We start from the raw sequence: 26642 nt of genomic DNA on the forward strand, positions 1-26642 counted from the left end.
CGACCGCAGCACCGCCGTAGGTCACGACTGGTCGGGACCTTGGTCCCGGGGGGTCACCGAGACGACGTCCCACTGCAGCGCCCGCGTCGGGCGGGTGGAGCGGCAGGTGAGGAGGGCCTCGTCCCTGCGACTGCTGTCGACGACGACACGCGTGGTCGTGGGGAGCGGCTCCGTGCCGCGCACCTCGACGGTCCATCGTCCTGCGTCGAAGGTGCCGTCCTGGCCGGTGAGGTGCGCTGTGGCCGAGCTGAGCGGTGCCGGTCCCCATCGATCGAGGACCGTGCCGAGAGCGACCTGCTCGGCGGGATGCAGTCCTGCGACACCGCGGAGCCAGCGGGTCCGGACACGTCCGGACAGGTGCGCCTCCACGGTGGGCACGGCCACCTCGGCCGGCATCCCGCCGTAGCAGGCGAGGTCGGGGAACAACAGGACGTTGGGCGCGAAGCGGTCACCGCCGAGGTGGCTGCACTCCCAGACCGCGTCCGGCCAGCGGAGCGCGAGCGCCGCGGCGACGGGCCGGCCCTTGATCGCGCAGCAGGCGTCGTGCACCCCGTGCGTGCACACCAGCACGAGCGGGTCCGGGTGCGGCTCGCCTCCGTCGTCGCCGAGGCTGGCGAGCAGGTCGGCGGGCTCGTCCCAGAGCCCGGTGCGCACGGTGCCCGAGCGGGACCGGAACCACCGCCGCGCTCCTGTCGCCCGGTGCGCCGCGCCGTCGCGGCCGTGTCGACGCACGAGGAGGGTGCGCAGCTCGGGGTGCCCGAGCTCGCGCAGCAGCGAGGTGGGCAGGTCGGCACCGAAGGGGGCGGTCACCGGCCACGGCCCGGGGTGCTCGACGAGGAGCCAGTCGTGCTGCGGGGGAGCGGTGCCGAGCGGCGGGTCGTGCCGCGATGACGCGTCGTCGGAGCAGCGCAGGGTCATCCGCGGACGACCAGGCCCGCCTCGATCATCCGTCGGGCGACGTCCTGCCCGAGGTCAGCCACCACCACCGGCTCGCCGGCCAGGAGACGACGTACGGCATCCGCGGGCGCGTGCTCGACCGCGATGCTCGCGACGCGCGAGGTGATCGTGGCGTCGACGAGGGTCGCGTCGACGTGCTCCCGCAGGCGGACGACCGTCTCGTCGGACAGCGATGCGGCAAAGTCGTGCTGGGCCAGGGGACCGATGGGCGCGGCGCGTTGGGTGCCACGCCTGCGAGCACGCAGGCTCCCGGCCACCTCGCCCGGGTCGAGGCTGTCCAACGCGTCGCGCAGCAGCTTGGCGACCAGGTCGGCATCGATGTCGTCCGGTGCGAGACCGGTGCCCAGCGGCAGCGACGCACGTGCCTCCTCGCGGTCGGCGAGGCGGCGGAGGGCGAGAGCGGCGAGCTCCTCGGCCACGGCGTACCGGGTCCAGCTGTGCACACCGAGGGTCAGGTGGATGGTGACGCCGCCCAGCGCGGTCGCGGAGTGGAGGTAGCCGCGGGGGAGGTAGAGCGTGTCGCCCGGTTCGAGGACGGCGTCGATGACGGGCTCGGCCTCGGCTGCGCGACGCACGTCGTCGCGGTGGTCGGTCCACGGCTGGTCGCGCAGCGGCGACGGCAGGACCGGCGCGTGGATGGACCACCTCTTGCGTCCGGCGATCTGCAGGACGAAGACGTCGTGCACGTCGTAGTGGTCGTCGAAGCCCTGGTTCTGCGGGGGCGTGACGTAGGCGTTGGCCTGGACCGGGTGCCCGAGGTCGGCGGCCAGCTGCTGGCAGAACTCGATGATCGGCGGCCAGACACGGTGGAGGGCCTGGAGCACGATGGTCGACCCGCCGGCGAAGAGCGCCGTGAGCTTGTCGTCGCTGACCTGGTCGGCGATCCCGGCACCCACGCCGCCGGGTGAGGTGAAGGCGTTCGTGGGGTGGGTGGACCCTGCCTTGGCGACCCGGAGGAAAGGGGTGCGCAGACCGCGTTCGCTGAGCAGCTCGTCGACCGCACCGGCCGTCAGGAGGTCGTCGAAGCCGCCCGGGTCCGCGGACGGGCGGAGGAGCGGCCCGCGTGCCCACGTGGACGCCGCGAAGTCGTCGACGTCACCGACGAGGCGGGACAGCGCGGCGTGCGCGCCGACGGCAGGCCCGGAGCTCCCGGGCCTGCCGTCATCAGGTTGGTGGTCCATCGAGCTCAGCTGTCGGCTCCGCCGTCCGCGCCACCGTCCTGCACGCCGGGGGTGCCGTCGGCGCCGCCGTCCGCCGGACCTTCGGCGCCGCCGTCGGCACCTCCGTCCTGCACGCCGGGCGTACCCTCGGCTCCACCGTCAGCGGGGCCCTGGGCCCCGGAATCGGCACCGCCGTCCGCGCCGCCGTCCTGCACGCCCGGGGTCCCCTCGGCTCCGCCGTCGGCGGGCCCTTCGTTCTCGGACTGACTCATGTCGTCCTCCTCCTGCACTTCCGGGGCACTCTGGCCCGCTCACACGCCGCCGGTCGACGCCGTCTCTCTCGTGTATAGCCACCCCGCGAGCGCTGGCCAACCCCCGGAGGGACGTGGCGTCACCGTCCCGCCGCGGCCCTTCGCCCGGCCGTGCCGGTGCCGTTATCATCGCCGTGACGCTGCTGGCAGCGTCGGAGTCACGAGCACGGGGCGCAACGGTCTTCCTGAGGTCGAAGGAGCCCCTGCCATGGTCGGCACCCCCGTCACGATCCGAGTCGCGCTCCCAGGCGCCGACGAGCTCGTGGTGCGCGGCGTCGCCGCGATGCTCGCGTCCCTCCCGGACCAGTTCGAGCTCGTGACCCTGAGGACACAGCCTCCCGGAGGCGTCGACATCGCCCTGGTGGAGGTGCAGGGCGTCGGCGCGGGCGCCACGCACCTGCGGCGGGCACTGAACGACCCTCGCATCCGGCGGGTGGCGATCTACACCTGGAGCATCGAAGCGGCAGCGATGGAGAGCACTGGCTGGGGTCGCATCCACGGGTGCTTGAGCAAGAGCCTGCGGACCGCAGAGCTCGCAGATGCGCTGCGCAGCATCCACGAGGGGCAGTTCGTCGTGGCAGCAGGCTCGCGGTCGCGCCCTGTGGTTGACAGCATCGCTGCCGACCCGAGAGCGGTGCTGACCACGCGCGAGGAGGAGGTCCTGGCACGGATCGCCACCGGCGTCAGCAACGCGGACATCGCGAGGCAGATGGGGGTGACCGTCAACTCGGTGAAGTCCTACATCAAGTCCGCCTACGCGAAGGTGGGGGCGTCGAGCCGAAGCCAGGCGGTGCTCTGGGTGCTCACGCACGAGCTGCCTGCCGCCGCGCAGACTGAGGCGATCACCGAGTGACGGACGGCCCCCACTTGGTCAGGGACGCCCTCGACCACGGGGTGACGGCTCACCCGCCGATGCCGGCTCGGCGCTCGGCTCAGATGTCAGCGTCCGGCGGGTCGGCGGTCGCCTGTGCCAGCTCCAGTACCTGTCGCACCGCGTCCCGTCCCTGGCTCGCGTGGTGTGCCATGGCCGTGGCCACGTCGGCGACGCGGACGTTCGTGACCTGCGAGATCCGCGAGAGGAAGGCGAAGGCCGTGTCGGCGTCGCAGCCGAGCTCGAGCATCACCATGCCCTTGGCAGCGTCGATGTGCGAGCGGGACTCGAGAGCCGCTTGCAGCTGCCGGTTCTCCCGAGCCAGCTGAGCTGCCTCTGCCAGGACGACCTCCAGCTCGGAGCGCGGCGCGACGATCTCGTTCCCTGCCGTGGAGTCGCCAGTGCTCGTCCCACCGGCATCCGCGCGACGTTCGGCACGGGGTCGGCTCAACCGGGTGACGTCGTCGACGCGGTGCAGCACTCCGATCATGGCGCCGTCGTCACGAACGGGACTGTTGACCGGCATCCACGTCTTGGTGACGAACTCCCCGGGAGTTGCACGGTTTGGTACGTCGTAGCGCTGGAACCCCATGTGATCGGGACGTCGAGCGCGAAGCACGCGCTCGAGAGAGGCCCTCAGCCGCTCGACGGACCGGGCCTCCGGCGTCTGCGGGTTGTCGGGGAAGGCCTCGAAGATCTGCCTGGACAGAAGCTCGCTCCTGGTGGAGCCCGTCGCATCGAGGTAGGCCGCGTTGACTGCTCGGAAGACGCCGTCGGCATCGAGCAGGGCCATCGGGCTGAGCGCGGTCGCGAAGAACTCGTGGTGTCCGAGTTCCTCGAGCTTCGACGACACGGGACGCAACCCTATGCCTCATCGGCTCCGACCGCCGTCCAGACCGCGGGCACGGGCAGCCGGTCGCCCGCCTGCACGCCCCGTGCATGGGACGGCCCCACCGCACGCTTCTCGACGGTGGGGCCTGGAACAACGAGGAGTCCGGACTCATCGGTGATCCTTTGTCCAACCTACGCCGCACGCTGCCCCTTCGGCTCGGCCGCGTAGTCGACGGGGAGATGGTGATCCGACCCTCCGGGCCGACTCGGACGGCACACGGGCCGCCATCGACGCTGCGATGACGGCCCGTGCTGGCACGTGCGGACTCTCTCGGGCCATGTGCGGACTCGGGAGGCTGCGGTGATCGCTCCGCCGCGGGTCAGAGGTCCCCCGAGGGCTCAGATGTCGTAGTACAGATGGACATAAGCCTCTGACCTGCGGAAACGTGTCGCATTCGGTCCGTCGTGTAACGACCGTGTAACACGCCATCGACTCTCTGGCCCGCCGTGGTCGTTAGGCGGTGCTGCTCGTGCTGTCTCGTGCCGCGGCGAAGGCGGCATCGACGGCGCCGCGGGTGCGCTCGGCGCTGCTGGGCATCAGGTGGGTGTACGTGCGCAGGGTGAAGCCGGGATCGCTGTGGCCGAGGTACTCCGAGACAGCCCTGATCGACTCACCTGCGTCGAGGAGGACCGAGGCGTACCAGTGCCGCAGGGCGTGGCACCCGTTGTCGCGCGTAGGCGCCACACGCGCTCGCTTCTGAGCCGATCGCCAGAGCGTGCTGTTGAAGTAGTTGCGATTCAGTGCGCTGCGCTCGCGCGTGGTGAGCACAAGAGAGACCTCGACGTGTTCGTCGTTCTCCGGCGTCAGCCATGCCAGGCTCACCTGCACCGGCGGGAACTTCGCCAGGTGAGCGTTGACCTCGGCCGCGACGCTCGAGGGCAGGGGGACCGTTCTCGTCTTGCGGCCCTTCGGTGGGGCGAAGACCAGCTTGTTGCCGGCAAGGATGCGCACCTGGCGTTGCACCTCGACGGTTCCGGCGAGGAAGTTGAAGTCGGTGGGTGAGAGGCCGAAGATCTCGCCCTGCCGAAGTCCGAGGCCGGACCCCAGGGTGACAGCGAGCCGGTATCGCGCAGGTAGCGCGTCGTGCATGGCACTGACCTGCTCGGCTGGCCAGGGCACGACCCTGCGCCGCACCACGGAGGGTCTTGTCACCGATCCGGCCTTGCACGGGTTCTTGGCGATCAGATCGTCGTCGACCGCGGCGCCGAAGATCGCCGAAACGTTGGCCAGGATGACGCGGCGGTAGGTGTCGGACAGATCCAACGTCCGCAGCAGCCCTTGGATGGTCGACGGCTTGATCTGCCGCAGCTGCAGGTGGCCCATCACCGGGAGCACGTGCACCCGGAGCCGGAGCTCGGTCGCTTCGTACGTCGTCCGGTCGAACGTCCTGCCCGCCAACCACTGGGTGGCGTAGTCACGGAAGGTGACCCGTCCGGCGTCGACGTCAAGGTAGGTCCCGCGGAGCTTGTCGGCCTCGACGGTGCTGCGGAACGCCTCGGCGTCCGCCTTCCTGTTGAACGACTTGCGTCGCTGGCGGTCTTCGGGATCGCGGTAGTTGACGACGTAGCGAGGGCTGCCGTCGGAGCCGCGCTTCGTGGTGATGCTGGCCATGGGAACCTCCGAGAGCAATGACGCTAGCCGCCAGGACGGACATGCGGCCACTGGCTGCTCGCCTACCTGTTGATCAGTGCGCGCCCCACCGAAGCGTGGGATGAATGTGGCGACGGGTGCGCTGAAGCTCCTCGGCCACGGGACTCCAGCGCGCATCATCGAGGTCGCCAGCATCGTGCCTCTCGCGCAGGTCGCGGACGATGCGGCGGCACGCAGCGGGCGACGTCAGCACCGCCTTCACGTGGTCCTCGAGCGGAACGTCGAGCGAGCGGTACTCAATCGCAATCGCTCCGGCCGCTGCGGCTCGCCGCTCTTCGGAAGCTGCCCGTCGGCACTTCGTCGAGCACCATCGCTTCGGGCGTCCAGGCAGCCGCGGGATGACTTCGATGATGGCGGTGCCGCACCTCGGACACGAGCGCCGTACCTCGCTCTGCTCGTTGTGGTCAGACTGGATCACCGTTGCCGCTCGAGCTCGAGCGTCCAAGCGATGACGGTGGAAGCCCGCCAGCGAAGATGCTTACCGACCCGGAAGCCGGCTGGGCCGTAGCCACTTGTGCGCCAGCAGTAGACGGTCTGCTTCGGGACGCCGAGATACGCGGCGACCTCGTCGATCGTCCAGAGCTCGCTGGCGTCAACCATCCCGCGACTCGTCCGCGCTCCATTCCGTGTCACCTTGCGAGGCTTGTCCGCCTTCGTTGGTGGCGGGTCATCCCACAGCATCGGCTGCGCTGATCGATCGGTGTCGTGCTGCATGGCAAGTTCTCCTTGGTCGTGCGTCGGCGCCGGGCGCGGTCCTGGGTCGTAGATAAGGAAGAGCAGGGCGAGTCAGGCGTGATCGGACAAAGTCGACACGAAGGAGAGCGTGCGAGTTCAGCGACGCAACGACATGTTGGTTGATGCAACGGCCGCTAAATTCGATCTGCCGTCGGCTCCGACAGGAATCGCGTGCGGCACCTGAGACGGCTCAGCTTGCGTCGAATAGTCGCTTGCGCTCGCGCGGGGGGGCGAGAGATCAGCTCGGTTGCGGATCCTCTATGGGTGAAGCTGGCGGACTGCGTCGCGCAGTGCGGCTACGTCCTCGAGATCGAGAGCGTAGACGTGCTCAACGATCAGTTCAGCCAGTTCCAGTGCGCCTTCGGCTTGGTCCTCATCAGTATGTCCTGAATGGATAGCCCGGTTTCGCACCTGCACGAGGTCCGCACTAAAGACTGCCCGGGGAACCCCCGGCGGAAGCGCACCCGGGATCTTCTCTGCCTCGATGATCAATCGACCAAGAGTCCATCGCGGTCCATGCGAACTGGTTGCGAGATAGTCGTACTGAGCGGCGAGGGCTGCTTCGGCTGCAGTTCCACACTCCATGAGGGCGCGTAAGAGATCACCGGCAGACATGGTCGCCCGCGCTCGCCGGATGAAGTCCAGTGCTATGGGTATGTCTAAGTGGGCTAACTCGTCGATCACCTGTTGCAGGTGCACTCGATCGCAACGATCGAGATCGACTGAGTTGAGCAAGACGTGACTCTTGGCGTCTGGGGCGAGCACCCTGACGGACCGCATTCCACGTCCCGCGCCTACCTGGACTTGCAAGTTGCGCGTGACGTTGGTGACGCCATGCAGCGGCCCTTGTGGGTACACAACGTCGAACCACTTTGAGAAGCGGGCGCCCCAGCCCTGCACCGCCTCGAAGTTCTCTTCGAAGAAGGCTTTGGCCCCTTCGCCGTCATCGGGGAACGCGAACTCGAGAACCGCGACGTTGGACTGCTGGCCGCGTATCGCGACCGCGAATTGCATGGGACCAAACGCGCCGCGACCGCGGTGCTCTACATCTGGCGGCGGGGAGAACAGCCGGTCAAGATGAGATTCATCGCTGACGATGAAGCGAATCAGGCACGCCCGACCTGCGATGGAGGTGTCGAAGTGGTTTGGTTCGTCGCTGCGCCAGCGCCTGCTCATGTGAACGCAGTCATTCTCTAGGGACAACGTGATCATTGGCACCGCCAACGTCACCGGTGTGACAGCTGTCCCAGCTGGCACGACTCGACGCGCGCGTAGGGCGCGTGCAACCTCACGGGCCTCGGTCGCGTTCTTGCCTGTGCGTCGGGAGAAACGGCTGAACCGATTGGCATGCTCTGCGGACGCAACGTACGAAGCAGCTGCTGTCTCAATCATGGCGATGTCCTGAAGGCGTTTGCCGACTTCATAGTGGGCGCGAGCCACCTCGTACAGCCGGAACTGTTCGGCGATCCAACCGCCTGAGCACATCCGGAACAGCTGGACCGACTCGCGTCCATCCACAGGGTCAAGCGTGTTCTTGAATCTAATCAGGAGCAACTGCGCGTGTACCCACGCCATCAGCTCGGCGTTTGGATCCTCGTCGCCTCCTCGCATCCGCAGGTCCCGCAATGCTGCGTCGGACTCTGCGATTCGCTCTAGCTCGACTTCGCCCACGCCCTCTTCGTATGCGGCGTGAGTCTGACGTTCGGCCTCGCGAACGACTTGACGAGCATCGGCGGCGTCAAGGACACCACCGTCCTGGCGCTTCAGCCTCGTTTTTCCGATAGTTCGGCTCACAGTCCACTTCATTGACGCAGATCCATCACTCGAGTCCCCCGGTAGCGCACGGGGTCAAGCCGGCGCCAACGTTGGTCAAACCCAATGGCACTTGCGCTACCTGGTCCCGCAATGTGTACATCGTGCCCGACTGGTCCGGGCACGTTGAGACGGCTCACCGAGGCGTGATGCGCGCGGTCTCCCACGGGAGCGTCACATTTCGTGCGGACGAAACCATGGTCCGTGAATGCATGGGGTGCGAGGTACTTGGTGAGAGGTGCGAATGAAGGCGCGAAGCGATAGAGAGTTCCTTCTGAAGGGGGCGCAGGTAACAAGACTCAGATCACGACGAAGAAGGGCCCTTAGGAGATCGGTCGAGATAGTGCGAGACTCGGCGCGCCCAGTTTCAAAGCCGACGTGCGCTTTGCAAGCGAGGGCGACAGCTCCGACTCTGTAGCGGTCCGGGTGGCCCCGCCATGGCAGCGTGCGATGAGCTCCCTGCAAGTCGTTTCGTGAGGTTGTCGAGGTCGCCGTGCCCCTCGGTGGTCAGCATTTCGTCGAGCGTTTGCTGGTGCCCGACCCGGTGGACGCGTGGATGGCTGGGTACCTGATGGGTAGGTCCCCCTGGCAATCATGAGTGCCAAGCGGTCTAGGCCCGAGGACTCATGATGGCGGGTCCTCGGGCCGCACCCCTCCTGCCCGTGCTTGCGGCGCGGGCCGCCGAACTGTGCTGCCAGCATGTGGAGCTGCAAGCTCCTTCTTTGACATGCGCTACAGGCGCTGGTTTGTCGCTGGACGCGCGAGCTACCGATGGGCGGACCGTCACCCGCGGAGCAGGTGTCGTGCGGGAGTTGAAGCCGTGGAAGCGCGCGACAGGTGTTCGGACGTAGTCGCACAGATCACGAGGTAGGGTGGAGGCAATCAACCTGCCACGCCCGGCTCGTCGAGCCTCCAGGGCAGGACATGAAGGGCGGACGTCATGGCGACGTCACCTGACCTGACTCATCTTTCGTCGTTCGGCCGGACGCCTGTGCGGCTCCGTCTCGTCGAGGACGCGGCGCCCGGCGAGCTTGCGGGGGTGTGGTGGCCGCAGTCGCGCGACCTGCAGACGGAGGCCGCCGACCTGGTCGATCACTTCCCCGGTTCCGCCGGCCGCGTCGAGCGTCTGCTCTTCTCCCGACCCGACTGGGACGCGTCGGCGACGGCCGAAGGTGGTGGTGTCCGAAGCATCGTCGCGGCGCGGGGCCGAGTGAAGGTCGGGTCCTTCCCACACGACGACACCCATCTGATGATCGTCACCGTGGGGGGCGGGCGGCGACTGAAACTGCACGTAATCCCCAGTGCCATCACCCCCGCGGAAGGCGAGGAGCTCCTGCGCGGCGCCTATGGCGTCGATGCGACATCGACCGGCGCTGCCGATGGTGAGCGCCGGACCGACGAGATCTCGTGAACGGCGATAGCGCTGCGGAGGGCTCAAGCGTGGCATACGTGATGTTGTACGGCACCGGGTGGACGCAACGGTGGGAGGTGGCCGAGGACGCCATTGCCGTCGCGAGGGCGGAGATCGACCGGGTGGGACGCAACGAGACGAGCCATCTACGGGTGATGGACCCGAGCACAGGCGAGCCCACCCACGTGGTCGTTGCCTGGCAGCATGTCGCGGCCGCCGCCGTCGTGGGAGCGAGGCAGAACGACGCGCCGCAGACCTCTGCGGGTCAGTACCGGTAGACGTCGTGCTTGACCGGTCTGGGATGGCGTGAGCGGTGTCCCCCGATGAGCGATGAGCGATGCCGGATCTGTGGTTGTCACGTCACTCTGCGAGTGCGGAAGATGCCCCGCGGTCTCGGGCAGAGCGAGGCCGAGGCGGGGTATGAGGAGAGTCGCGTGTGCAGCAGCGCATCCTGTGTGAGCAACCATGGTCCTCGGAAGCTCGGCGAGAGACCCTAGTCCAGGTCTGGCGCGATGCGCCCTGTTCCCGGCGGTGACGTGCCGGCAGGCGGCGTCACGTGATGTGTCTGTCTGCTCGAGGACCTCGCGAGAGCCCCAGAAGTCACCCGACGTCGTGGGGGTGTACCTGCGACCGTCCTTGGAACTCGAGGATGGCTTGACTGACGATGCGACCGTCTCGGATCTCGATAGCTCTGTTGATCGTGGGGTTCGCGTCCCACGCGGGCGGGCCGCCCAGCACGGCGTCGACGAACGGCAGGAGCGCTTCACTGTTCTCCCAGGTCGCCGAGTTCCACAGGTAGGACGGGCTGTGATCGACCGCGTAGTAGTAGACGCGTCCTCCGACGGTGAACATCGGGTCCTCGAACGTCGTCGGCACCGCCCACGAGAAGCCCATGCCCTTGTCGCACGACACGTCGACGATCAGGCTTCGGGCCCGGAAGCCGTCGAGGTCCGAGGTCTGCAGGTAGGTCAACGGTGCGGAGGTGTCCTGGAAGGTGCAGTTCACGACGATGTCGTGATTTGCGAGGAACGCGGCCAATGGCTCGCGACCGCGGTCGGTGATGACGTGGCTCACGCCGGTCTCTTGAGGGTCGTGGTCGAACTGGCGGATCTGCACCGAATGGATCGGTGACCCGACGGCAGCGATGCCACGTGTCGTCAGGACGGTGACGTCCCCGACGCCATGTGCGTTGAGCGCCGTCACCGCGCCGCGTGCCGTGGCGCCGAAGCCGATCACGACCGCGCGTAGCCGCCGTCCGTAGCCACCGGTGACCCCGATGAGTTCCATTGCCTGCAGCACCGAGCAGTAGCCGGCGAGCTCGTTGTTCTTGTGAAAGACGTGGAGGCCGACGTGGCCGTCGGCGCTCCAGTGGTTCATCGCCTCGAATGCGATGAGGGTGAGGCTGCGGTCGATGGCCACCTGGGTCATCTCCGGGTCCTGGACGCAGTGGGGCCAGCCCCACAGCACCTGGCCGGCGTGCATGGCGGCGAGGTCGGCGTGCTGAGGCTTTGGCAGCACCACGACGTCAGAGCTGGACAAGATCTCCTCGCGCGAGGCGAAGGCGGCCACGTGCGGCGCCAGCTCGCGATCGGTGATCCCGAAGTGCGCGGCATACCCGTGCTCGAGCGTGGTCCGCGCCGCGGTCTCGGGAGACAGCCGGGACAGGTGCTCCGGGTGCAACGGGAGCCGGTACTCGTTTTCCTTGCCGGAGGTCCCGATCACGCCAAGACTGAGGTGGCTCACCGCTTCTTCGACGCGTCGGGGTCGGGTGCGTCGCTTCTCCCGGCCGCCTTGGCGTGCTTGTCGGCGCGCTTCTCCTTGATGGACTTGCCGGACTTCTTGGACATGCTCTGCCGCGGCGACTTGTCGCTCATCGGGGCCCTTCGGTCGGAAGCCTGGGTGGCTCCGTGGTGCCACCCTACGCGCCCGGTTGCGTTCGCCCTATCCGGCGCGAACTTCGCGGATGCAGTCCGGCGGTGCTTCGTATCCGCCGTTGACGAACAACGTGATCAAGCACGGGTGCGATCCACGCGGCGCGGGTCAGACTCGGACGTCAAGCCCGGCGGCCGAGGTTCTGGTAGAGCTGCATCTCGATGCGCATTCCGTAGGGCACAGGTGAGCCGAGACGGTCGAGGGCAGTTGCGTAGTCCTCGAGCGCGGTGAGCAATGCGCGACGCAGGGGTTGCTGGATCAGCGGATGGGCTCCCGCGTGACGCGCCGTGTCGAGCTTAAGACGTGCTAGCTCGATGGACTGGACGAGGTCCGGCAAGTGCCTCCGATTGGGCACAGGACATTCAGGCGGGATGCGCACGATGACTCCGGCCTGTCGGTTCGGCTGGTGCGGGAGGCACCAGACCGGCGAACGATTCAACAGTAGCCCTGCACGGAGGGTGAGCAAGCAGAAACGACGGCAAACCTAGGCGCCGAAACGGAACGCCTCACAGCCAGGCGGGAACAAGTCGCGGCTGGACTCCGGCCGCCGTCCCCACGCACGTCCAGCTTGATCACCAAGCGACCCGACGGCGAGCGGTCCCCCGAGGGCCTTCACGACTCGTGAACCGCCGCACCGACGCGACCTTCACCGACGACGAGTCACAGGTCCGCTCGCCGAACGCACCCGTCGTTCGACGCCTTCAGCAGCAGCGGTGCCCTCAATCCGCCCTCACCGAACGTGAGATAGACGCCAACTGACCCTGATTGCTAGGACGTGCTGAGTATGAGATTGCACAGGCGGACGCGTGTGCCGAGCAAAGACAACCATCGACCGAATTCGACGTTCCGGAGCAAGGTGTGACCCCCGCTACGGGCAGGGCGACATGCGATGCAATTAGCGAAGCCGGTCGCGGCGTGATCGCTTGATGAGTGCGGGCGTCAGGCCGACCATGAGAGCGAAAGAGACCGCGGTGGCAGCAAGCAGCGGGGTGCGTGGGGACGTGGTCCCTGTGCCGAGGGCGAGATCACCGGTGGGGTAGTGGATCATCTTTGCCGCGGCGCGAGCAATCGCCGGCGTCAGCAAGAACAATTGGCGTTCGCGCGACGATTGCGCCGGCGTCGGACACGTGCATTGCCTTCGCAGACATATCCCAAACGTTCCCCACCGAAGCTTTGTGATGCGCAGCATTTTGCGATTTTCAGCGCAATGCGCGGGTGCACCGCATTCGACGCACTGGCAGCGGGCACATCCGTGCTGACGTCCCCGCGGTTCAAGACGCGGGCCGCGGGGATGTCACTTACGCCGTAAACGGGGGATAGGTTCGGACCGGCCACCCCCGGCTCCGCGTCTGTCGGGGGTGGCACCTGCGTAGTGCTACTGCGCGACGAAGAGCCTCGAGGCGCAGGGCGGTGATCCCGCTCCTGACCACCCCGGAGCTGCGCGGCTGCTAGCTCGGCAGCATCTTCCCAAGGGCTGTTGAGGATCGTCGTTGGGGACCCAAGCAGCAGCTTGCAGTTGCGTCTTCGTGTGGGGTTCGACCAGTGGATCTCTCCTTGATCGCATCTCGGGAACGGCGGTCGCAAGTGTTTCGTGAGGGATAGACAGCGCTCGCGGGGTAGGCAGCCGCGACCTCGCGTCATTCCGCCCGCTTGCAGTGGGGGCGTAGCGCGCCCGGACCCACAGAACGCCAGCCGCTCGGGTAAGCCGGTACCGAATGGAGCCCAATCCACCGATACGCCCAGAAAGCGATCAGCCAACAAGGGCACGGCCCGCAACGATGCGACGGCCGGCAACCCGATCGCGTGCGCGACGAGGCCGAGGGCCAGACCCACCAGGGCCGTCTCGGGGGCGCTTGCTACATCCGGATCTGCCGATGTCCGTGCTCCGCACGAGGTGGTGGCGAGGGTCAGGGTCGATCCTGGTGCCCAGCTCCCCTTTGACGCTTACTGGGTGCCTGCAGCCCCGTCGTCACACTCAACCGACCGCGTGTCCGGGGATCTCTCCCCGCACGGCCTGAGGGTGCCAGCAGCTGCTTCAAGTTGTGTGCCCACGCCCGTGCAGGCTGTGGTGCTTGACCAGTCGGGACCGGCCGCCGCCGTAGAGCGACGTGCCGAAGATCAATCGAAAAAGGTCGCACTCCTGGAATCTCGCCGCTTCACCGCGCGCGAAGCCGTCAATGGTGGTGGGTGACAGCGCCGCTCGCGCTTACCGTAGGCGAAACCCGACACCGCGTTCGTTTGTGATCTGCTCGGGGACTCGAGCGTCTTTCATTTTCCGGCGAAGCCGACCAATCACCATGTCGAGGTTCTTGGTCGAGCAGGTCGGATCCCTTCTCCACACTTGCTTCACCAGCACGGAACGCGGCACTACATCCCCGCGGTGGCGCAGCAACACCCCGAGGACTTCGAACTCCAACGGGCTCAAGGGGGTCTCATACCCGTCACTTTGAATGCGACGCCGTGCTCCGTCGAGTCGTAGGCCCCACGGGCTGACACCCGTTCCCGTGCTGGCGGCCCGGTCCAGGCGTCGCATCACTGCGCGTATGCGTGCGTGGAGCTCGGCAGAAGTGACATGTTGGACGACGTAGTCGTCAGCTCCCGCGTCGAGCCCGGCTACACGATCCAGCTCGGTCTCATGCGCGGCGAGAAGGATGATCCCGCCCGAATGACCCTGGGCCCGAAGACTTGCGCAGACCTCGAACTCTCGTGCATCCGGTAGTTCCGAGGCCAGCACCACCGTGGCAGGAGAGGTCGCTACTGTGACAAAACCAGCGCGCCATGGGGTGCGGCGTCGCTGCAGGGACCGACGCGCTGACGTTCCTCATCAGCTCGTTCAGCCAACCGAGTTCCCATCACGCCTCCGGTTCGCCACCAGTCTGGCGGGCCCGAGGCGTGACAGGTCACAGTCCTGACCGGCGGCGTCCGGCGTTGCCGTGTCGGGATCGGGGTACCGTGTTGTCACGTCCTCGTTGCAGTCATGACTGCCCCGTCGGCCTAGGCCCGAGGACTCGAGATGGCGGGTCCTCGGGCCGCTGCAGACCACCCTCGCGGCTCTCGGCACGGTGCTCGACGATCTGCGCCGACAGCACTCGGATCTTGATGTTGCCCTCGTTCGACATGCGCGACAGCACGCTGAACGCACGCACCGGATCAAGGTCGTAACGCTCCATCAGGATGCCCGTCGCCTGCCCGATCACGGTCCTGCTCACCAGCCCCTGCGACATGATGTCCAGCTTCTGCGCGGCCGCCACCGCCATCGACACCTGCGCGGCGATCGCCACCCCCTCGGCGAGCGCGAGATCGTCGAACGCGTCGGGCGACGTCGAGTAGAGGTTGAGGGCGCCCAGGCGGTTGGAGTTGGTGAACAGCCGGAACGACAGCATGCTGCGCGCGTCGGTCTCCTCGACGACCCGCGGCCCCCAGGTGGGCCAACGCTCGTCCCGACCGAGGTCGCGGCTACGGACCACGACGTGGCGCCACATCGCGTCGAGGCAGGGGCCCTCCTCGAGCTCGTACTGCAGGTCGTCGACCGCACGGACCATGTCGTCGGTAGCGGCGAGCGTCTTCACGACCTTGCCGCTCTTCACCATCGACAGCCCCGCCGCGTCACAACCCTCGATCGCGACCTGCGTCACGTGGACCGCACTCTGAAGCGTCGCCTCGACGTCGTCCTGCGACTCCTGCAGGTGTCGCGCTGCGGTCGCGATCCACTCCGCAGAGTCGTCCCCCGTCATGTGCGCAGCATTGCACGCCGGCGCCGTTCCGAATCGCCTGGTCCATCAGCAACATGCGACATGGGCCCTCGTGCGCGACGCGGCTCAGGCCGGGCGGTCACACCGCGTCCTAGGCCGACGTCTCCTGCACGTCCGCGAGGCGCTCATCGAGGTGGCGCGCGACATCCGCCAGCACGTCTGCCGAGCCGCGCGGGACAGGCGACGTACTCACGCAGAGACGTTACGTAGTACTCACCGGACGCCGCCAGCCGAATGGCGAAGTCACCACGCGGCGATGCACCGGCGTCCCGGCGTCACGGCCACGAGACATCGGGCACCTCACGGGTCACCACGATCTCAGTCGCGACGTCGAGCTTTCGCCCTAGCTCATACGACGCCAGTCGGATGCGGTCGATGGCCTGCCTTGAGTCGATGCCGAGACGCTCCATCAGAATGCCCTCGGCCTGTCCGATGACCATTCGGCTCTCGAGCTCGCGCTCAAGTTCCTCCACCTGCGACCGCAACTCGCGGACCTGTTGAGACAGCGACGAACGGTCGCCATTACCGTCGTGCATTCGGGCGCGAACCTCTCACGTGTTCGTCCGAGGGGCCCGGGTCTGGAGCTGGACGGTGTATGTAGCAACGGAATTCATCGCAGGCGGTCACGTCTCGACGACTTGGCCGGTGCTTACCCCCCCGGCACTGACGCTGCTCCCTGGCCCGCGCCTCCCCGGGTGGGCGCGTCCACCGCCCATGCGGACGACCACTCCAGGACCCGGTGCCGGGCGTCTTCCAGGGACAGAAGACCGGTGTACGGCCCTATCGGACCGCCTCGGCGCCAGCCACGATCGTCGCCGCCAGGTCGCGCAACTTGGTGTTGGTCCGCTGCCTTGCATCCTTGAGCACCGTCAGCGCTTCGACCTGGCTGACGTTCCGGCTGGTCATCAGGATGCCGAGCGCGGTACCCACCACCCGCGATGACATCAGGGCGGTCTGGAGTTGTTCGACGTTCTCGCGAGCCAGCCCGCCGTCCGCCTGGAGCTCCGCGACGATCTCACGATCGACGTCTGCGCGCACCTCGATGCCGTCGACCCTGTGCTCCATTGCGTCCGCGCGGGTCTCCGCAGCATCCGGTCGCGCGTGCGACACGTCAGCGCGTTCGGTCAAATCAGCGATATCAGCTCTACTTGACGCCAATGCCGCTGCCAGCTCGTCAATCTGGCGTTTGAGGTCAGACATGTCAGGCACTTTCGCAGATTAAAAGCGACAAGGTTGCTGAGCCAGCACAGCATCAATGAGGCCGCCAGCTATCACCGATCAATGCGGTCCAGCGGGATTCGTTCGGCTGGGCGTCATGTTCCCAACGCAGCGCCGACTAATGCACATTGAAAACGTTTGCCAAGCAGAAAGCGGAGCGTGCTTCCCCGATCGGTACCGTCACCGTGCGCAGTCTGCGCGACGTTCTTATGTGCCTAGACCGGGGAGCACTTCGCAGACAGACCTCGTGGACAGTGGCTAGGCTGTGACGGGACCCCAGCCCTCGGTGCTGTAGCCGACCTTCGGGCGAGTCTCAGCTAGCTGGCTGAAGAACCGCCGGCGGGCAGGCCCTCGACTTCGTCTGTGCGGACCAGCCCGTCACGGACGCATCACACGAACGACCGGATCTGCCGATGAGCGCACTACCGAAAGTAGTTCCAGCCGCCCTGGGTTTGGACTCGATGCTCTGACTCGGCCATCACTTCCACGGCTTTTGGGTCAAGCCAGGACACACGCTCAAATCCATGGACAATCAGCTTGCGAAGGTGGAGCAGCCATTCGAAGTCGATGCCCTCGGGCGGAGTTCCAGCTTGAGATGGGGTGTCACTTGGAACCCTTCAGGTATCTCGTCGTCTGACTTCCCGCTCAGAAGCAGCCACACAACGAGGTTGCTTGGGTCGATTGCCACCGCCCTAGTGGAAGACACTTTCGATTTTAGCCCATCCGACTCCAACCCGACTAGAGCACGCCTGGCTCGACGCACCGCTCGGTTCGCACGCCGGGGAAACCGGCCGTACAGGTACCTGAGCATGAGCATGCCCAACACTCCCATTGCGGCATCCGGACATGCCGCGACCGCACCGTTCGCTCGTGCCGATGAGCGGGCACCTGTCCCCGCGAGTGCCATGCTCCGCGCATGACTCTTCAGCAGCGTGACAGGGGTCTGATGGCGGAGGTCCTTGCAGAAGTTGTTGGGACTGCCGCCCGAGTCGAGTGGCTGACTCCAGAACATCATTGGTCGGCTCTATTCGGCTGACCGGCGAGAGCGGCGCGGGCGATCTGCTGACGAGTCCGGAGTAGCAGAAGCGCGGTTCGAGGGGAAACCTCGGCGCAGCGCGTTCATCCTGACGACCACCGACGAGGACGACGTGCGTGCCGCCCTCACCAGACTCGGTCGGGCCGTCGTGGAGTACGCAGCGACGGCTGGGAGAGTCCAGCGCAAACGTGGTCTCTTCAGGCGGCGTTCGGTTCTAGTGCTGCGGACCGATGACGGAGAGTGGCGCATCGGCCCACGAGGCAGTCAGCCGCCACGGTGAACATCTGCTCATGCCGCAGTGAGGATGCTTGTCCTGGGACGGATGGCCTTCACACGGCCGAAGAGCTCGTACGGCAAGCTGGGGTTCGCTAGCCAGCTGGCTCACCAACGCACTCTCGCACGCGCCAAACGCCGTGTCTGGTTGTCGACTCGCTCGACACCAAGGCCTAACTCCGGATTCACGGCCGAACGGGGGTCGGCCAGGTGCCGGGGTGCGCGTTGGCCGAGAGTGTCGAGAATGATTGAGCGTTCAAGCGTGTAACGACTGAGTAACACGCCATCCAGAATTCACGAGAAGCGCCGCCGAACGACCAGAAGGTCGTTCGGCGGCGTTGTCGCAGGTCAGAAGCGGTTTTCTTCGGTCGTTGCGCGACCCTCCGGACCGCCTCGAATGGCTGAAACTAGATGTCGTAGTAGAGCTCGAACTCGTGCGGGTGCGGCCGCAGCTGGACCGGGGCGATCTCCTGGGTCCGCTTGAAGTGGACCCACGTCTCGATCAGGTCGTCGGTGAAGACACCGCCGGCCGTCAGGTACTCGTGGTCCTCCTCGAGCGCGTCGAGCACGGCGCCGAGGCTCGTGGGCACCTGGTCGATGTCGGCCATCTCGTCCGGCGGCAGCTCGTAGATGTCCTTGTCGATCGGCGCCGCGGGCTCCGTCTTGTTCTGGACACCGTCGAGGCCGGCGAGCATGAGGGCCGCGAAGGCGAGGTAGGGGTTCGCCGACGGGTCGGGGAAGCGGGTCTCGACGCGCTTGGCCTTCGGGTTCGCGCCCGTGATCGGGATGCGGACCGACGCCGAGCGGTTGCGCGAGGAGTAGACCAGCGAGATCGGCGCCTCGAAGCCCGGGACCAGGCGGTGGTAGGAGTTCACCGTCGGGTTGGTGAACGCCAGCAGCGACGGGGCGTGCTTGAGGATGCCGCCGATGTACCAGCGCGCGGTGTCGGACAGGCCGGCGTACCCGGTCTCGTCGAAGAACAGCGGCTCGCCGTCCTTCCACAGCGACTGGTGCACGTGCATGCCCGAGCCGTTGTCGCCGAAGATGGGCTTCGGCATGAAGGTGACCGACTTGCCCTGCTCCCACGCGGTGTTCTTGATGAGGTACTTGAACTTCATCACGTCGTCCGCGGCCTTGAGCAGCGTGTCGAAGCGGTAGTTGATCTCCGCCTGACCGGCGGTGCCGACCTCGTGGTGCGCGCGCTCGACCTGGAGGCCGCACGACTCGAGGTTCCGGACCATGTCGGCGCGCAGGTCGCTGTAGTGGTCGTAGGGCTCGACGGGGAAGTAGCCGCCCTTGAGCCGGGTCTTGTAGCCCTTGTTGTCGCCGTCGTCCTTGCCCGAGTTCCACCAGCCCTCGACGGAGTCGATGTGGTAGTAGCCCTCGTTGACGCCCGTGCTGTAGCGGACGTTGTCGAAGATGTAGAACTCGGCCTCGGGGGCGAAGTAAGCGGTGTCCGCGATGCCGGTCGAGTCGAGGTAGGCCAGCGCCTTGCGGGCGATGTTGCGCGGGTCGCGGCTGTAGGCCTCACCGGTGATCGGGTCGTGGATGAAGAAGTTCACGTTGAGCGTCTTGGACTTGCGGAACGGGTCGACGTACGCCGTGGTGGGGTCCGGGAAGAGCGACATGTCCGACTCGTTGATCGCCTGGAACCCGCGGATCGAGGAGCCGTCGAAGCCGAGGCCGTCGTCGAACACGCTCTGGTCGAACGACGAGACGGGCACGGTGAAGTGCTGCATCACGCCGGGCAGGTCGCAGAAGCGGACGTCGACCATCTCGACGCCCTCGTCCTTGATGAACTTGAGCAGCTCATCGGAGTTCTTGAACATTCGGTTCCTCCTTGACGGCGACGAGCGCACGTCGAGATTGCAGCATTACGGAACGGGGCGTCGTTGCACCGTGGCCGTCACGCTAGCCGGGGGCAGTTTCTAGACCGTATCCCGATTGTTTCGGCCGTGTTACGCCTCGTCCGAGCAGTGGCTGACGCGGCGCGCGCTGTGTTGCGCGGAGGTCACCTGACCACCCCTCCCGTGGATGGTCAGGACCCCTTGACGGGCCTATCGTCAGGCATGACTCGGGCACAGGCGGTACGACGTTCGGCACGACGCACGCTGGTCCTCTCCTCTGTGGCGGTCGTGCTGGCCGGGTGTGGGGGCGACGGAGGAGACGGGGGCGGCGGGGACGACGCGCCGGCCAGTCGGTCCTACGGCCTCGAGACGCTGATGCCCGCCGTGGCCGAGGCCGTCGGTGGACAGGACTCTGTGCGTCTCGACATCGGTGACCAGCGAGGCCGGGGCGAGGTGCAGATGGACCTCACCTGGTCCGATGGCGAGACCGAGTTCCGCGCGATCACCGGCGACACCCCGGGGGAGTTCCTCGAGTTCATCCGCACCGGCGGCCGGATCTACGTCGGAGGAGAGGCCGCAGGCAACGAGTGGACCTACACGCCTGACGACGACCCGCGCGCGACGGGCGACGACAAGGGCTTCGACGCCGGCGCCACGCCCGCGCTGCTGGCCCTCGACGTGCCGGGGGAGTACGACGCCCTCGCGGATGCGGTCGACAAGGTGCAGAACGAGGGCCCGGACGACATGGAGGGAGTGGCCTCGACCCACTACGTGGTCACGGTGGACATGGAGGCGTGGCACGACGCGCTGCCGGAGGACTCGATGCACCGGCAGGTCGACGTGGGCGGCACCGTGCCCGTCGACCTCTGGATCGACGAGTCCTCGCTGCCCGTGCGCCTGGAGTACGCCGGCGACACGGACAGGGTCCGCGTCGACTACACGAGCTGGGGCACGCCCATCGCCGTCATCGCACCGAAGGGCGCGACGCCGCAGGGTGGAGGCGCCGCCTAGGGTTGGCGCGTGCCGCTGCCCGACCCCTCGATCCCCGTCGCCGAGCTCGCGACCGCGAGCTGGTGGCGTCGTCTCGCCGCCCTGGCGGTCGACTGGATCGCCTGCCTCGCCATCGCCGAGTGGCTGGTCGCCGTCGGCGTGCTCGGCGGCAACACCAACAGCCTCGGCACGCTCGGCGTCTTCGTCCTCGAGTCGGCGCTGTTCACCGCCCTGGCGGGCGGCTCGTTCGGCAAGCTCGCGACGCGGCTGCGCGTCGTACGGATGGACGGATCCCCGCAGCCCATCTCGCTGCTCCGGGCACTGGGCCGCTCGGTCCTGGTCGGGCTGCTGGTGCCGCCGCTCCTGACCTTCGAGGGGAGAGGGCTCCACGACGTCGTCGCCGGCAGCCGCACGGTCACCGTCTGATCGGGTCTCGTGACGCTCGCCGCGCGACCTCCTCGACCAGCGGCGGAGGTCAGCGACCGCGCTGCTGGGAGCGCATGCCCTTCATGGAGGTCGGGACCGGTCCCTTGGGGACGGGCAGCTTGCCGCGCTGCGAGTCGAGCGCCTTGAGGCGCTGGAGGATGTCGGTGATCTCGGCGGGCTTCACCTGACGGCCGAGCTTCTGCACGTGGCGGACCAGCTTGGGCAGCGGGACCTCGCCCTCGCCCCGACCGGCGACGACCTCGTGGATCGGGACGCCGTAGGCGACGCGCTCGTGCTTCTTGCGCTCGGTGACGAGCAGCTGGCGCACGCGGTTGGGGCTGGAGCCCTCACCGACGAGGACGATCCCGGGCGGGCCGACGACGCGGTGCACGACGTCCTGCTGCTTGGTGAAGCCCACGACGGGGTCGAGCTTCCAGCCGCGGCGCAGCATCTGCAGCGCGCCGGCGGCGGCCGCGGGCTGGCCCTCCATCTGCTTGTACGCCGCGGCCTGGGCACGACGGCCGAAGACCAGCAGGGCGAGCAGCACGCCGATCATCAGGCCGCCGACGATCGAGATGATCAGCGACAGGACGCCCTCGCCGGGAAGCAGCCACATGAGGCCGAAGCCGAGCGCCGCACCCACGACAAAGGTGCCGAGGACGATCAGGCCCAGGCGCGGGTCCGTGCGCTTGGCCATCCGGTAGGTCTGGGCGATCTGCCCCCGGCGCGAGGTGGGTGTGGAGTCGGGCGTCGACATGGTCCCGATCGTACGGCCGGAGGAGTCGCCGGGCCCAACCGGTACTGCCCTCAGACCGCAGCGGCGGTGCGGGCCTCCATGGCCTGCTGGTAGAGCCGGCCGGCGCGGTAGGACGAGCGGACGAGCGGGCCGGACAGCGCACCGGCGAAGCCGATCTCGTCGGCCTCGGCCTTGAGCTCGACGAACTCCTCCGGCTTCACCCAGCGCTCGACGGGGTGGTGGCGCGGCGAGGGGCGCAGGTACTGCGTGATGGTGATCAGCTCGCACCCGGCCTCGTGGAGGTCGCGCAGCGCCTGGCTGACCTCCTCCCGCGTCTCACCCATGCCGAGGATGAGGTTGGACTTGGTCACCAGGCCGAAGTCGCGGGCCTGGGTGATCACGTCGAGCGAGCGCTCGTAGCGGAAGGCCGGACGGATCCGCTTGAAGATCCGCGGCACGGTCTCGACGTTGTGGGCGAGCACCTCGGGTCGGGACTCGAAGACCTCGGTCAGCAGGTCGGGCTTGCCGTTGAAGTCGGGGATGAGGTTCTCGACGCCGGTGCCGGGGTTGAGCTCGTGGATCGCCCGCACCGTCTCGGCGTAGAGCCAGGCGCCGCCGTCGGGGAGGTCGTCGCGCGCGACGCCGGTGATCGTGGCGTAGCGAAGCTGCATCTTCTGGACCGACTCGGCCACTCGGCGCGGCTCGTCACGGTCGAGCGGCTGCGGCTTGCCGGTGTCGATCTGGCAGAAGTCGCAACGGCGGGTGCACTGGTCGCCGCCGATGAGGAACGTCGCCTCGCGGTCCTCCCAGCACTCGAAGATGTTGGGGCAGCCCGCCTCCTGGCAGACCGTGTGGAGCCCCTCGGACTTCACCAGGCCCTGGAGGGCGGTGTACTCGGGACCCATCTTGGCCCGGGTCTTGATCCACTCCGGCTTGCGTTCGATCGGGGTCTCCGCGTTGCGGACCTCCAGCCGGAGGAGCTTGCGACCTTCAGGAGTGGGAGCCGTCGTCACACCCGCCACTGTACGGCGACCCCGATGGGCCCCCAACTCACGGGTCAGGCTCGCGTCGCGTCCGCGGCGGGACGTCGGCGTACTCGCGTCAGGACGGCCGCCGCCGTCAGGACGAGCGTGGTGACGGTGAGGTAGAGGAGCGCCTCCCCGGTGGTCCGGGTGCGTTCGGCGGGTGGGCAGTACTCACCCGTCGAGGAGGAGCCGAACCATGTCGTGAACACGGATCGGTCGGGGCCGGGGGGTGTGCACACGACCTGGTCGGGCGGGATGGCGTAGTCGGCTCCGCCGACCAGGAGGGCGTGCACGTTGAGCGGGGGCAGCCACGGTGCGACGGGGCGAGCCAGCAGGAGCACCAGCCCGAGGCCGGTGCACGCCAGCGGGACCGCGACGAACCGCATCAGCCCCCCGCGCACCAGCTGGGGGACGGCGACGCCCATGACACCGGACAGGCCGACCAGCACGGACGCGCGTAGGGACACCCCGCCGGGGCCCTCCGTGTCGGCCAGGTCGCGGCGCTCGGCGATCCACTCGAGACCCCACCACCACACCGCGCTGATGGCCAACGAGGCGACGCTCCCGAGGACGAGGACGCGCGCCGCTGACGCCAGGAGGTCCCGCACGCCGGTACCGGACGGCCAGCGGGCACCGACCGCGAGGGCCATCGCGGCCACTCCGAGGACGGCCCAGAGGCTCCGCCCGCTCTCGAGGGTGAGGGGCTCCCGGGTGATCGAGGTGTACTCGGCGAAGGTGATCTCGCCGCACCCGGCTCCGAGCTCGCCGAGAAGGGCCTGGCACTCGGCGACGTCCCGCACGTAGGCAGGAAGCGCCTCGACCCGTGCGCGGTCCGCCTCGACCTGCTCGGCGGAGTAGGGCCGGGTGTGCCAGACCACGACCAGCCACGTGAGGGTCGGAACGACGAGCATCAGCACGAGGGCGACGCGTGAGGTGCGCGGGAGCTCACGCAGGGTCGCTCGGATGCGGCCCGACGAGGTCACGGGAGGCCGCGGGCGGTCACGGGAGGTCACGACGCCGGAACGACACCAGCGAGGCCGCCACGACCACCGTCAAGGACCACCGTGAGGTAGGTCGCCCCGGCTCCCAGCGAGATCGTCCGCATGCAGCCGCCGACGTAGTCCTGGACCACCACCTCGCACGCCGCCAGGTCGAGGTCGTCGACGGCCACGTGCGTGCCCCGTCGCCCTCGGAACTCCTTGCGGAGCCCACGCGCCTCGATCACCGTCTCGCTCATCCGTCCCCCTCGGACGCGGGCTCACCCCGCTCGGCGACGAGAATCCCAGTCGCGGGGCGGTGCTGTCCCGCCACCGCGCCGGTGGGGGTCGACCTGGTGACGTGAGTCGTCAGGCGCCGGGGCGGACGAGCTCGATGCGCGGACCACGACCCGGCTCGGGCCGGGCGTCGTAGTCGGGGGTCGCGGTGTAGGGCTCCCACGCCAGGTACGCCGCCAGGTGCCGCTGGACGCTCGGCAGCACATCGCGGACGGTGACGTCGCGGCCGAGCTCGGACGACAGCGACGTGACACCCGCGTCGGCGATCCCGCACGGCACGAACCGGTCGTACCACCCCAGGTCGACGTCGCAGTTGAGCGCGAAGCCGTGCATCGTCACGCCACGACTGACCCGGATGCCGATCGCGGCGACCTTGCGCTCGGGCCCGCGGTGGTCGGCCTGCAGCCAGACCCCGCTGCGACCGGGGACGCGGGCGGTGGTCACGCCGAGGTCGGCGCAGACCGCGATCAGCGCCTCCTCCACCCGACGCACGTAGTCGACGACCTTGACGTGGTCGGGGAGCGTGACGATGGGGTAGCCGACCAGCTGGCCGGGACCGTGGAAGGTGATCTTGCCGCCGCGGTCCACGTCGATCACGGCCGCGCCGCCCGGGTCGGCCGGGCGCTCGTGGGCATCGGTGCGCTTGCCCGCGGTGAACACCGGCGGGTGCTCGAGCAGCAGGACGGTGTCGGGTCGCGTGCCGGCGACGACCTCCTCGTGGACGTGTCGCTGGAGATCCCAGGCGGCGAGGTAGTCGACGGCGTCGTCACCGAGGCCGGCGACCTCGAAGTCCAGTCGGTGGTCCAGCTCCTGCGGCATGCGACGAGCGTACGCCGTGGGGGTGGCGGGCCGTGCCTGTGGATGACCGGGCGCACGATCGGCGAGTATCGGCGAAGGTGGGCGGATGGACCCGCGCCGACTCCTGCCCGCCCTCGCGGCCGTCGCCTGCGCCTGCGTCGTCGCGACGCTGGTGGTCACGCTGGTGCCGTGGCGCGACGCGTCGCCGGGCGTGGGGCGCCCGCCGGTGCCGGCATCGGTTCCCGGTGCGCCGTCTGACCTGCGTCCTGCCGCCGTCCTCGCCGACTGGGACGCGGCGCGGGCGGCGGCCTGGTCCGCGGGTGACCCGTCAGCGCTGTCCGCCCTCTACGTCGCCGGTTCGCGCACCGGCGCCGCCGACGTCCGGTTGCTGCGGCACTACGGCTCCCGCGGTCTCCGGGTGACGGGCCTGACGACGCAGGTGCTGGCGCTCGACGTCGTCCGTCGTACGCCGTCCCGGCTCGTGCTCGTGGTCACCGACCGGGTGGTCGGTGGCCTGGCGGTCGGCGGCAGCACGCCGGTGGCGCTGCCTGCGGACCGCGCCACGACGCGTCGGGTGGTGCTGCGGCGCTCGGGCGGTGGGTGGAGGGTCGTCGAGACGAGCGTCCCGGCGGGGGATCACGCCAGAGCGGCGGCCAGCACGGCCGTGACGTCCTCGTCCTCGAAGTCGTAGCCGGCGCGCTCGAGGGCGGCCGGTCGGGCGTTGACCGAGCCGAGCAGCTCGGGCGCGAGGTCGCCGGCGGCGACCTTCATGATCGGCGCCGGGACGGCGAGGAACGCCTTGCGGTGCACCGCCTTCGCCAAGGCGTGGGTGAACTCGGCGTTGGTCGGCGTGTGCGCGCAGCAGAGGTTGAACGCGCCCGACACGTCGCGCGACTCGAGGAGGTAGCTGACCGCACCGATCCAGTCGCGCAGCGAGATCATCGGCATGTGCTGGCGCCCGGAGCCCAGCCTGGCTCCGCCGCCGAGCTGGAAGAGCAGCTTGAGCTGCTTGAGCGGGGGAGACGTCCGGTCCATCACCGGGGAGGTCCGCAGCACGCACACCCGGGCCCCCGCGTCCTGCGCGGGCGACGTGGCGGCCTGCCACTCGCGGGAGACGCGGGTGAGGAACGCATCGCCCCGGCTCTCCGTGTCCTCCGTGACCGGCGCGTCGCCGTGGTCGCCGTAGAAGGCGATCCCGTTGCCGGCGAGGAACGCGGGCGGCCGCTCGGCGGCTGCGATCGACCGGGCGAGGGTCGCGGTGGTCGACACCCGCGACTCCATCACCTCGTCGGCCCACTTCCGCGAGTGCGGGTTGCTCGCGATCGTCGCCCCGGCGAGGTTGACGACGGCGTCGGCCCGGGCGATGACGGCGTCATCGACGTGGCCGGTGCTCGGGTCCCACCGGGACTCGCGCGCCGACGTCGGCTCGCGCCGGACGAGCGCGGTCACCTCGTGCCCGTGGACGCGGAGGTGGTCGCTCAGGTGGGTGCCGAGGAAGCCGGACGCTCCTGCGATGACGACGCGCATTGCTCCACC

28 protein-coding genes are annotated in these 26642 nt (G+C 68.3%); 6 read left to right on the forward strand and 22 right to left on the reverse strand.

All coding sequences use genetic code 11. From position 1 onward, the window contains the following. Positions 1-21: 21 nt before the first annotated feature. Genes L2K70_RS16950 through L2K70_RS16960 form a run of 3 tightly spaced genes read right to left on the reverse strand, consistent with a single transcriptional unit; the run spans position 22 to position 2389 of the window. Positions 22-918, reverse strand: coding sequence for a ferredoxin family protein (locus L2K70_RS16950; RefSeq protein ID WP_236404010.1), 897 nt, complete (start codon positions 916-918; stop codon positions 22-24). Continuing rightward, positions 915-2138, reverse strand: a complete 1224-nt coding sequence (locus L2K70_RS16955; RefSeq protein ID WP_236404012.1) for a cupin domain-containing protein — start codon at positions 2136-2138, stop codon at positions 915-917. Before L2K70_RS16955 ends, L2K70_RS16950 begins: the two co-directional genes overlap by 4 nt. A 5-nt stretch (positions 2139-2143) precedes the next feature. Further along, the gene (locus L2K70_RS16960) at positions 2144-2389 is read right to left on the reverse strand and encodes a hypothetical protein (RefSeq protein WP_236404697.1); all 246 of its coding nucleotides are present in this window, start codon (positions 2387-2389) and stop codon (positions 2144-2146) included. Between the two features lie 247 nt (positions 2390-2636). On the opposite strand from L2K70_RS16960, the gene L2K70_RS16965 reads away from it, so the two are divergent. Then, positions 2637-3281, forward strand: a complete 645-nt coding sequence (locus L2K70_RS16965) for a helix-turn-helix transcriptional regulator (protein ID WP_236404021.1) — start codon at positions 2637-2639, stop codon at positions 3279-3281. A 79-nt stretch (positions 3282-3360) separates the two neighbouring features. On the opposite strand, the gene L2K70_RS16970 is transcribed toward L2K70_RS16965, so the two are convergent. From L2K70_RS16970 to L2K70_RS16990, 5 genes are all read right to left on the reverse strand, one after another. Next, positions 3361-4152 (reverse strand): ANTAR domain-containing protein, encoded by a 792-nt coding sequence (locus L2K70_RS16970; RefSeq protein ID WP_236404045.1) that lies wholly within the window; start codon positions 4150-4152, stop codon positions 3361-3363. A 492-nt stretch (positions 4153-4644) separates the two neighbouring features. Further along, positions 4645-5802: a site-specific integrase gene (locus L2K70_RS16975; protein WP_236404046.1), complete on the reverse strand. Its 1158-nt coding sequence runs from the start codon at positions 5800-5802 to the stop codon at positions 4645-4647. Between the two features lie 73 nt (positions 5803-5875). Beyond that, the gene (locus tag L2K70_RS16980) at positions 5876-6259 is read right to left on the reverse strand and encodes a hypothetical protein (protein WP_236404059.1); all 384 of its coding nucleotides are present in this window, start codon (positions 6257-6259) and stop codon (positions 5876-5878) included. Beyond that, on the reverse strand, positions 6256-6555 hold the full coding sequence (locus L2K70_RS16985; RefSeq protein WP_236404061.1) for a helix-turn-helix domain-containing protein: 300 nt from the start codon (positions 6553-6555) through the stop codon (positions 6256-6258). Before L2K70_RS16985 ends, L2K70_RS16980 begins: the two co-directional genes overlap by 4 nt. Before the next feature lie 279 nt (positions 6556-6834). Then, entirely contained in the window at positions 6835-8247 is a 1413-nt protein-coding gene (locus tag L2K70_RS16990) for a hypothetical protein (protein ID WP_236404068.1), read from the reverse strand. 1081 nt (positions 8248-9328) lie between these two features. On the opposite strand from L2K70_RS16990, the gene L2K70_RS16995 reads away from it, so the two are divergent. Next, complete coding sequence (locus L2K70_RS16995) at positions 9329-9799, forward strand: DUF5994 family protein (RefSeq protein WP_236404078.1); 471 nt, start codon at positions 9329-9331, stop codon at positions 9797-9799. Between the two features lie 29 nt (positions 9800-9828). Beyond that, on the forward strand, positions 9829-10077 hold the full coding sequence (locus tag L2K70_RS17000) for a hypothetical protein (RefSeq protein WP_236404081.1): 249 nt from the start codon (positions 9829-9831) through the stop codon (positions 10075-10077). A 322-nt stretch (positions 10078-10399) separates the two neighbouring features. Here the strand turns inward: L2K70_RS17000 and L2K70_RS21770 are convergent, their stop codons facing one another. The 8 genes from L2K70_RS21770 to glnA form a co-directional block, all read right to left on the reverse strand. After that, the gene (locus L2K70_RS21770) at positions 10400-11521 is read right to left on the reverse strand and encodes a N(5)-(carboxyethyl)ornithine synthase (RefSeq protein WP_236404084.1); all 1122 of its coding nucleotides are present in this window, start codon (positions 11519-11521) and stop codon (positions 10400-10402) included. Positions 11522-11538: 17 nt separating this feature from the next. Continuing rightward, positions 11539-11673, reverse strand: coding sequence for a hypothetical protein (locus L2K70_RS21330; protein ID WP_268930751.1), 135 nt, complete (start codon positions 11671-11673; stop codon positions 11539-11541). Positions 11674-11852: 179 nt separating this feature from the next. Then, entirely contained in the window at positions 11853-12068 is a 216-nt protein-coding gene (locus tag L2K70_RS17010) for a hypothetical protein (RefSeq protein ID WP_236404087.1), read from the reverse strand. A gap of 1869 nt (positions 12069-13937) precedes the next feature. After that, positions 13938-14468 (reverse strand): response regulator transcription factor, encoded by a 531-nt coding sequence (locus L2K70_RS21870; RefSeq protein ID WP_372477489.1) that lies wholly within the window; start codon positions 14466-14468, stop codon positions 13938-13940. A 238-nt stretch (positions 14469-14706) separates the two neighbouring features. Beyond that, positions 14707-15465 carry a GAF and ANTAR domain-containing protein gene (locus L2K70_RS17015; protein WP_236404089.1) on the reverse strand — a complete coding sequence of 253 codons (759 nt, stop codon included), beginning with the start codon at positions 15463-15465 and terminating at the stop codon, positions 14707-14709. A gap of 293 nt (positions 15466-15758) precedes the next feature. After that, the gene (locus L2K70_RS17020) at positions 15759-16019 is read right to left on the reverse strand and encodes an ANTAR domain-containing protein (protein WP_236404092.1); all 261 of its coding nucleotides are present in this window, start codon (positions 16017-16019) and stop codon (positions 15759-15761) included. Positions 16020-16263: 244 nt separating this feature from the next. Continuing rightward, a complete protein-coding gene (locus L2K70_RS17025; RefSeq protein ID WP_236404094.1) occupies positions 16264-16683 on the reverse strand; it encodes an ANTAR domain-containing protein in 420 nt (139 codons plus the stop codon). A gap of 1734 nt (positions 16684-18417) precedes the next feature. After that, positions 18418-19839, reverse strand: coding sequence for a type I glutamate--ammonia ligase (gene glnA / locus L2K70_RS17030; protein WP_236404097.1), 1422 nt, complete (start codon positions 19837-19839; stop codon positions 18418-18420). Between the two features lie 240 nt (positions 19840-20079). On the opposite strand from glnA, the gene L2K70_RS17035 reads away from it, so the two are divergent. Next, the gene (locus L2K70_RS17035; protein ID WP_236404099.1) at positions 20080-20868 is read left to right on the forward strand and encodes an SCO4651 family lipoprotein; all 789 of its coding nucleotides are present in this window, start codon (positions 20080-20082) and stop codon (positions 20866-20868) included. A gap of 9 nt (positions 20869-20877) precedes the next feature. Then, positions 20878-21273 carry an RDD family protein gene (locus L2K70_RS17040; RefSeq protein WP_236404110.1) on the forward strand — a complete coding sequence of 132 codons (396 nt, stop codon included), beginning with the start codon at positions 20878-20880 and terminating at the stop codon, positions 21271-21273. Positions 21274-21322: 49 nt separating this feature from the next. On the opposite strand, the gene L2K70_RS17045 is transcribed toward L2K70_RS17040, so the two are convergent. From L2K70_RS17045 to lipB, 5 genes are all read right to left on the reverse strand, one after another. Then, positions 21323-22030 (reverse strand): DUF4191 domain-containing protein, encoded by a 708-nt coding sequence (locus L2K70_RS17045; protein WP_236404113.1) that lies wholly within the window; start codon positions 22028-22030, stop codon positions 21323-21325. Positions 22031-22080: 50 nt separating this feature from the next. After that, positions 22081-23022 (reverse strand): lipoyl synthase, encoded by a 942-nt coding sequence (lipA, locus tag L2K70_RS17050; RefSeq protein WP_236404116.1) that lies wholly within the window; start codon positions 23020-23022, stop codon positions 22081-22083. Positions 23023-23066: 44 nt separating this feature from the next. Beyond that, positions 23067-24017 (reverse strand): hypothetical protein, encoded by a 951-nt coding sequence (locus L2K70_RS17055; RefSeq protein WP_236404120.1) that lies wholly within the window; start codon positions 24015-24017, stop codon positions 23067-23069. Positions 24018-24043: 26 nt separating this feature from the next. Further along, positions 24044-24271 carry a hypothetical protein gene (locus L2K70_RS17060; protein ID WP_236404128.1) on the reverse strand — a complete coding sequence of 76 codons (228 nt, stop codon included), beginning with the start codon at positions 24269-24271 and terminating at the stop codon, positions 24044-24046. Positions 24272-24380: 109 nt separating this feature from the next. Then, a complete protein-coding gene (lipB, locus tag L2K70_RS17065; RefSeq protein ID WP_236404129.1) occupies positions 24381-25127 on the reverse strand; it encodes a lipoyl(octanoyl) transferase LipB in 747 nt (248 codons plus the stop codon). Positions 25128-25212: 85 nt separating this feature from the next. Between lipB and L2K70_RS17070 the strand changes: the two genes are divergently transcribed. After that, a complete protein-coding gene (locus L2K70_RS17070) occupies positions 25213-25797 on the forward strand; it encodes a hypothetical protein (protein ID WP_236404131.1) in 585 nt (194 codons plus the stop codon). Here the strand turns inward: L2K70_RS17070 and L2K70_RS17075 are convergent. Beyond that, positions 25743-26633 (reverse strand): TIGR01777 family oxidoreductase, encoded by an 891-nt coding sequence (locus L2K70_RS17075; RefSeq protein ID WP_236404134.1) that lies wholly within the window; start codon positions 26631-26633, stop codon positions 25743-25745. The genes L2K70_RS17070 and L2K70_RS17075 overlap by 55 nt on opposite strands. Positions 26634-26642 lie beyond the last annotated feature (9 nt).

Origin of the sequence: Nocardioides potassii, from assembly GCF_021648885.1 — a bacterium.
GTDB classification, from domain to species: domain Bacteria; phylum Actinomycetota; class Actinomycetes; order Propionibacteriales; family Nocardioidaceae; genus Nocardioides; species Nocardioides potassii.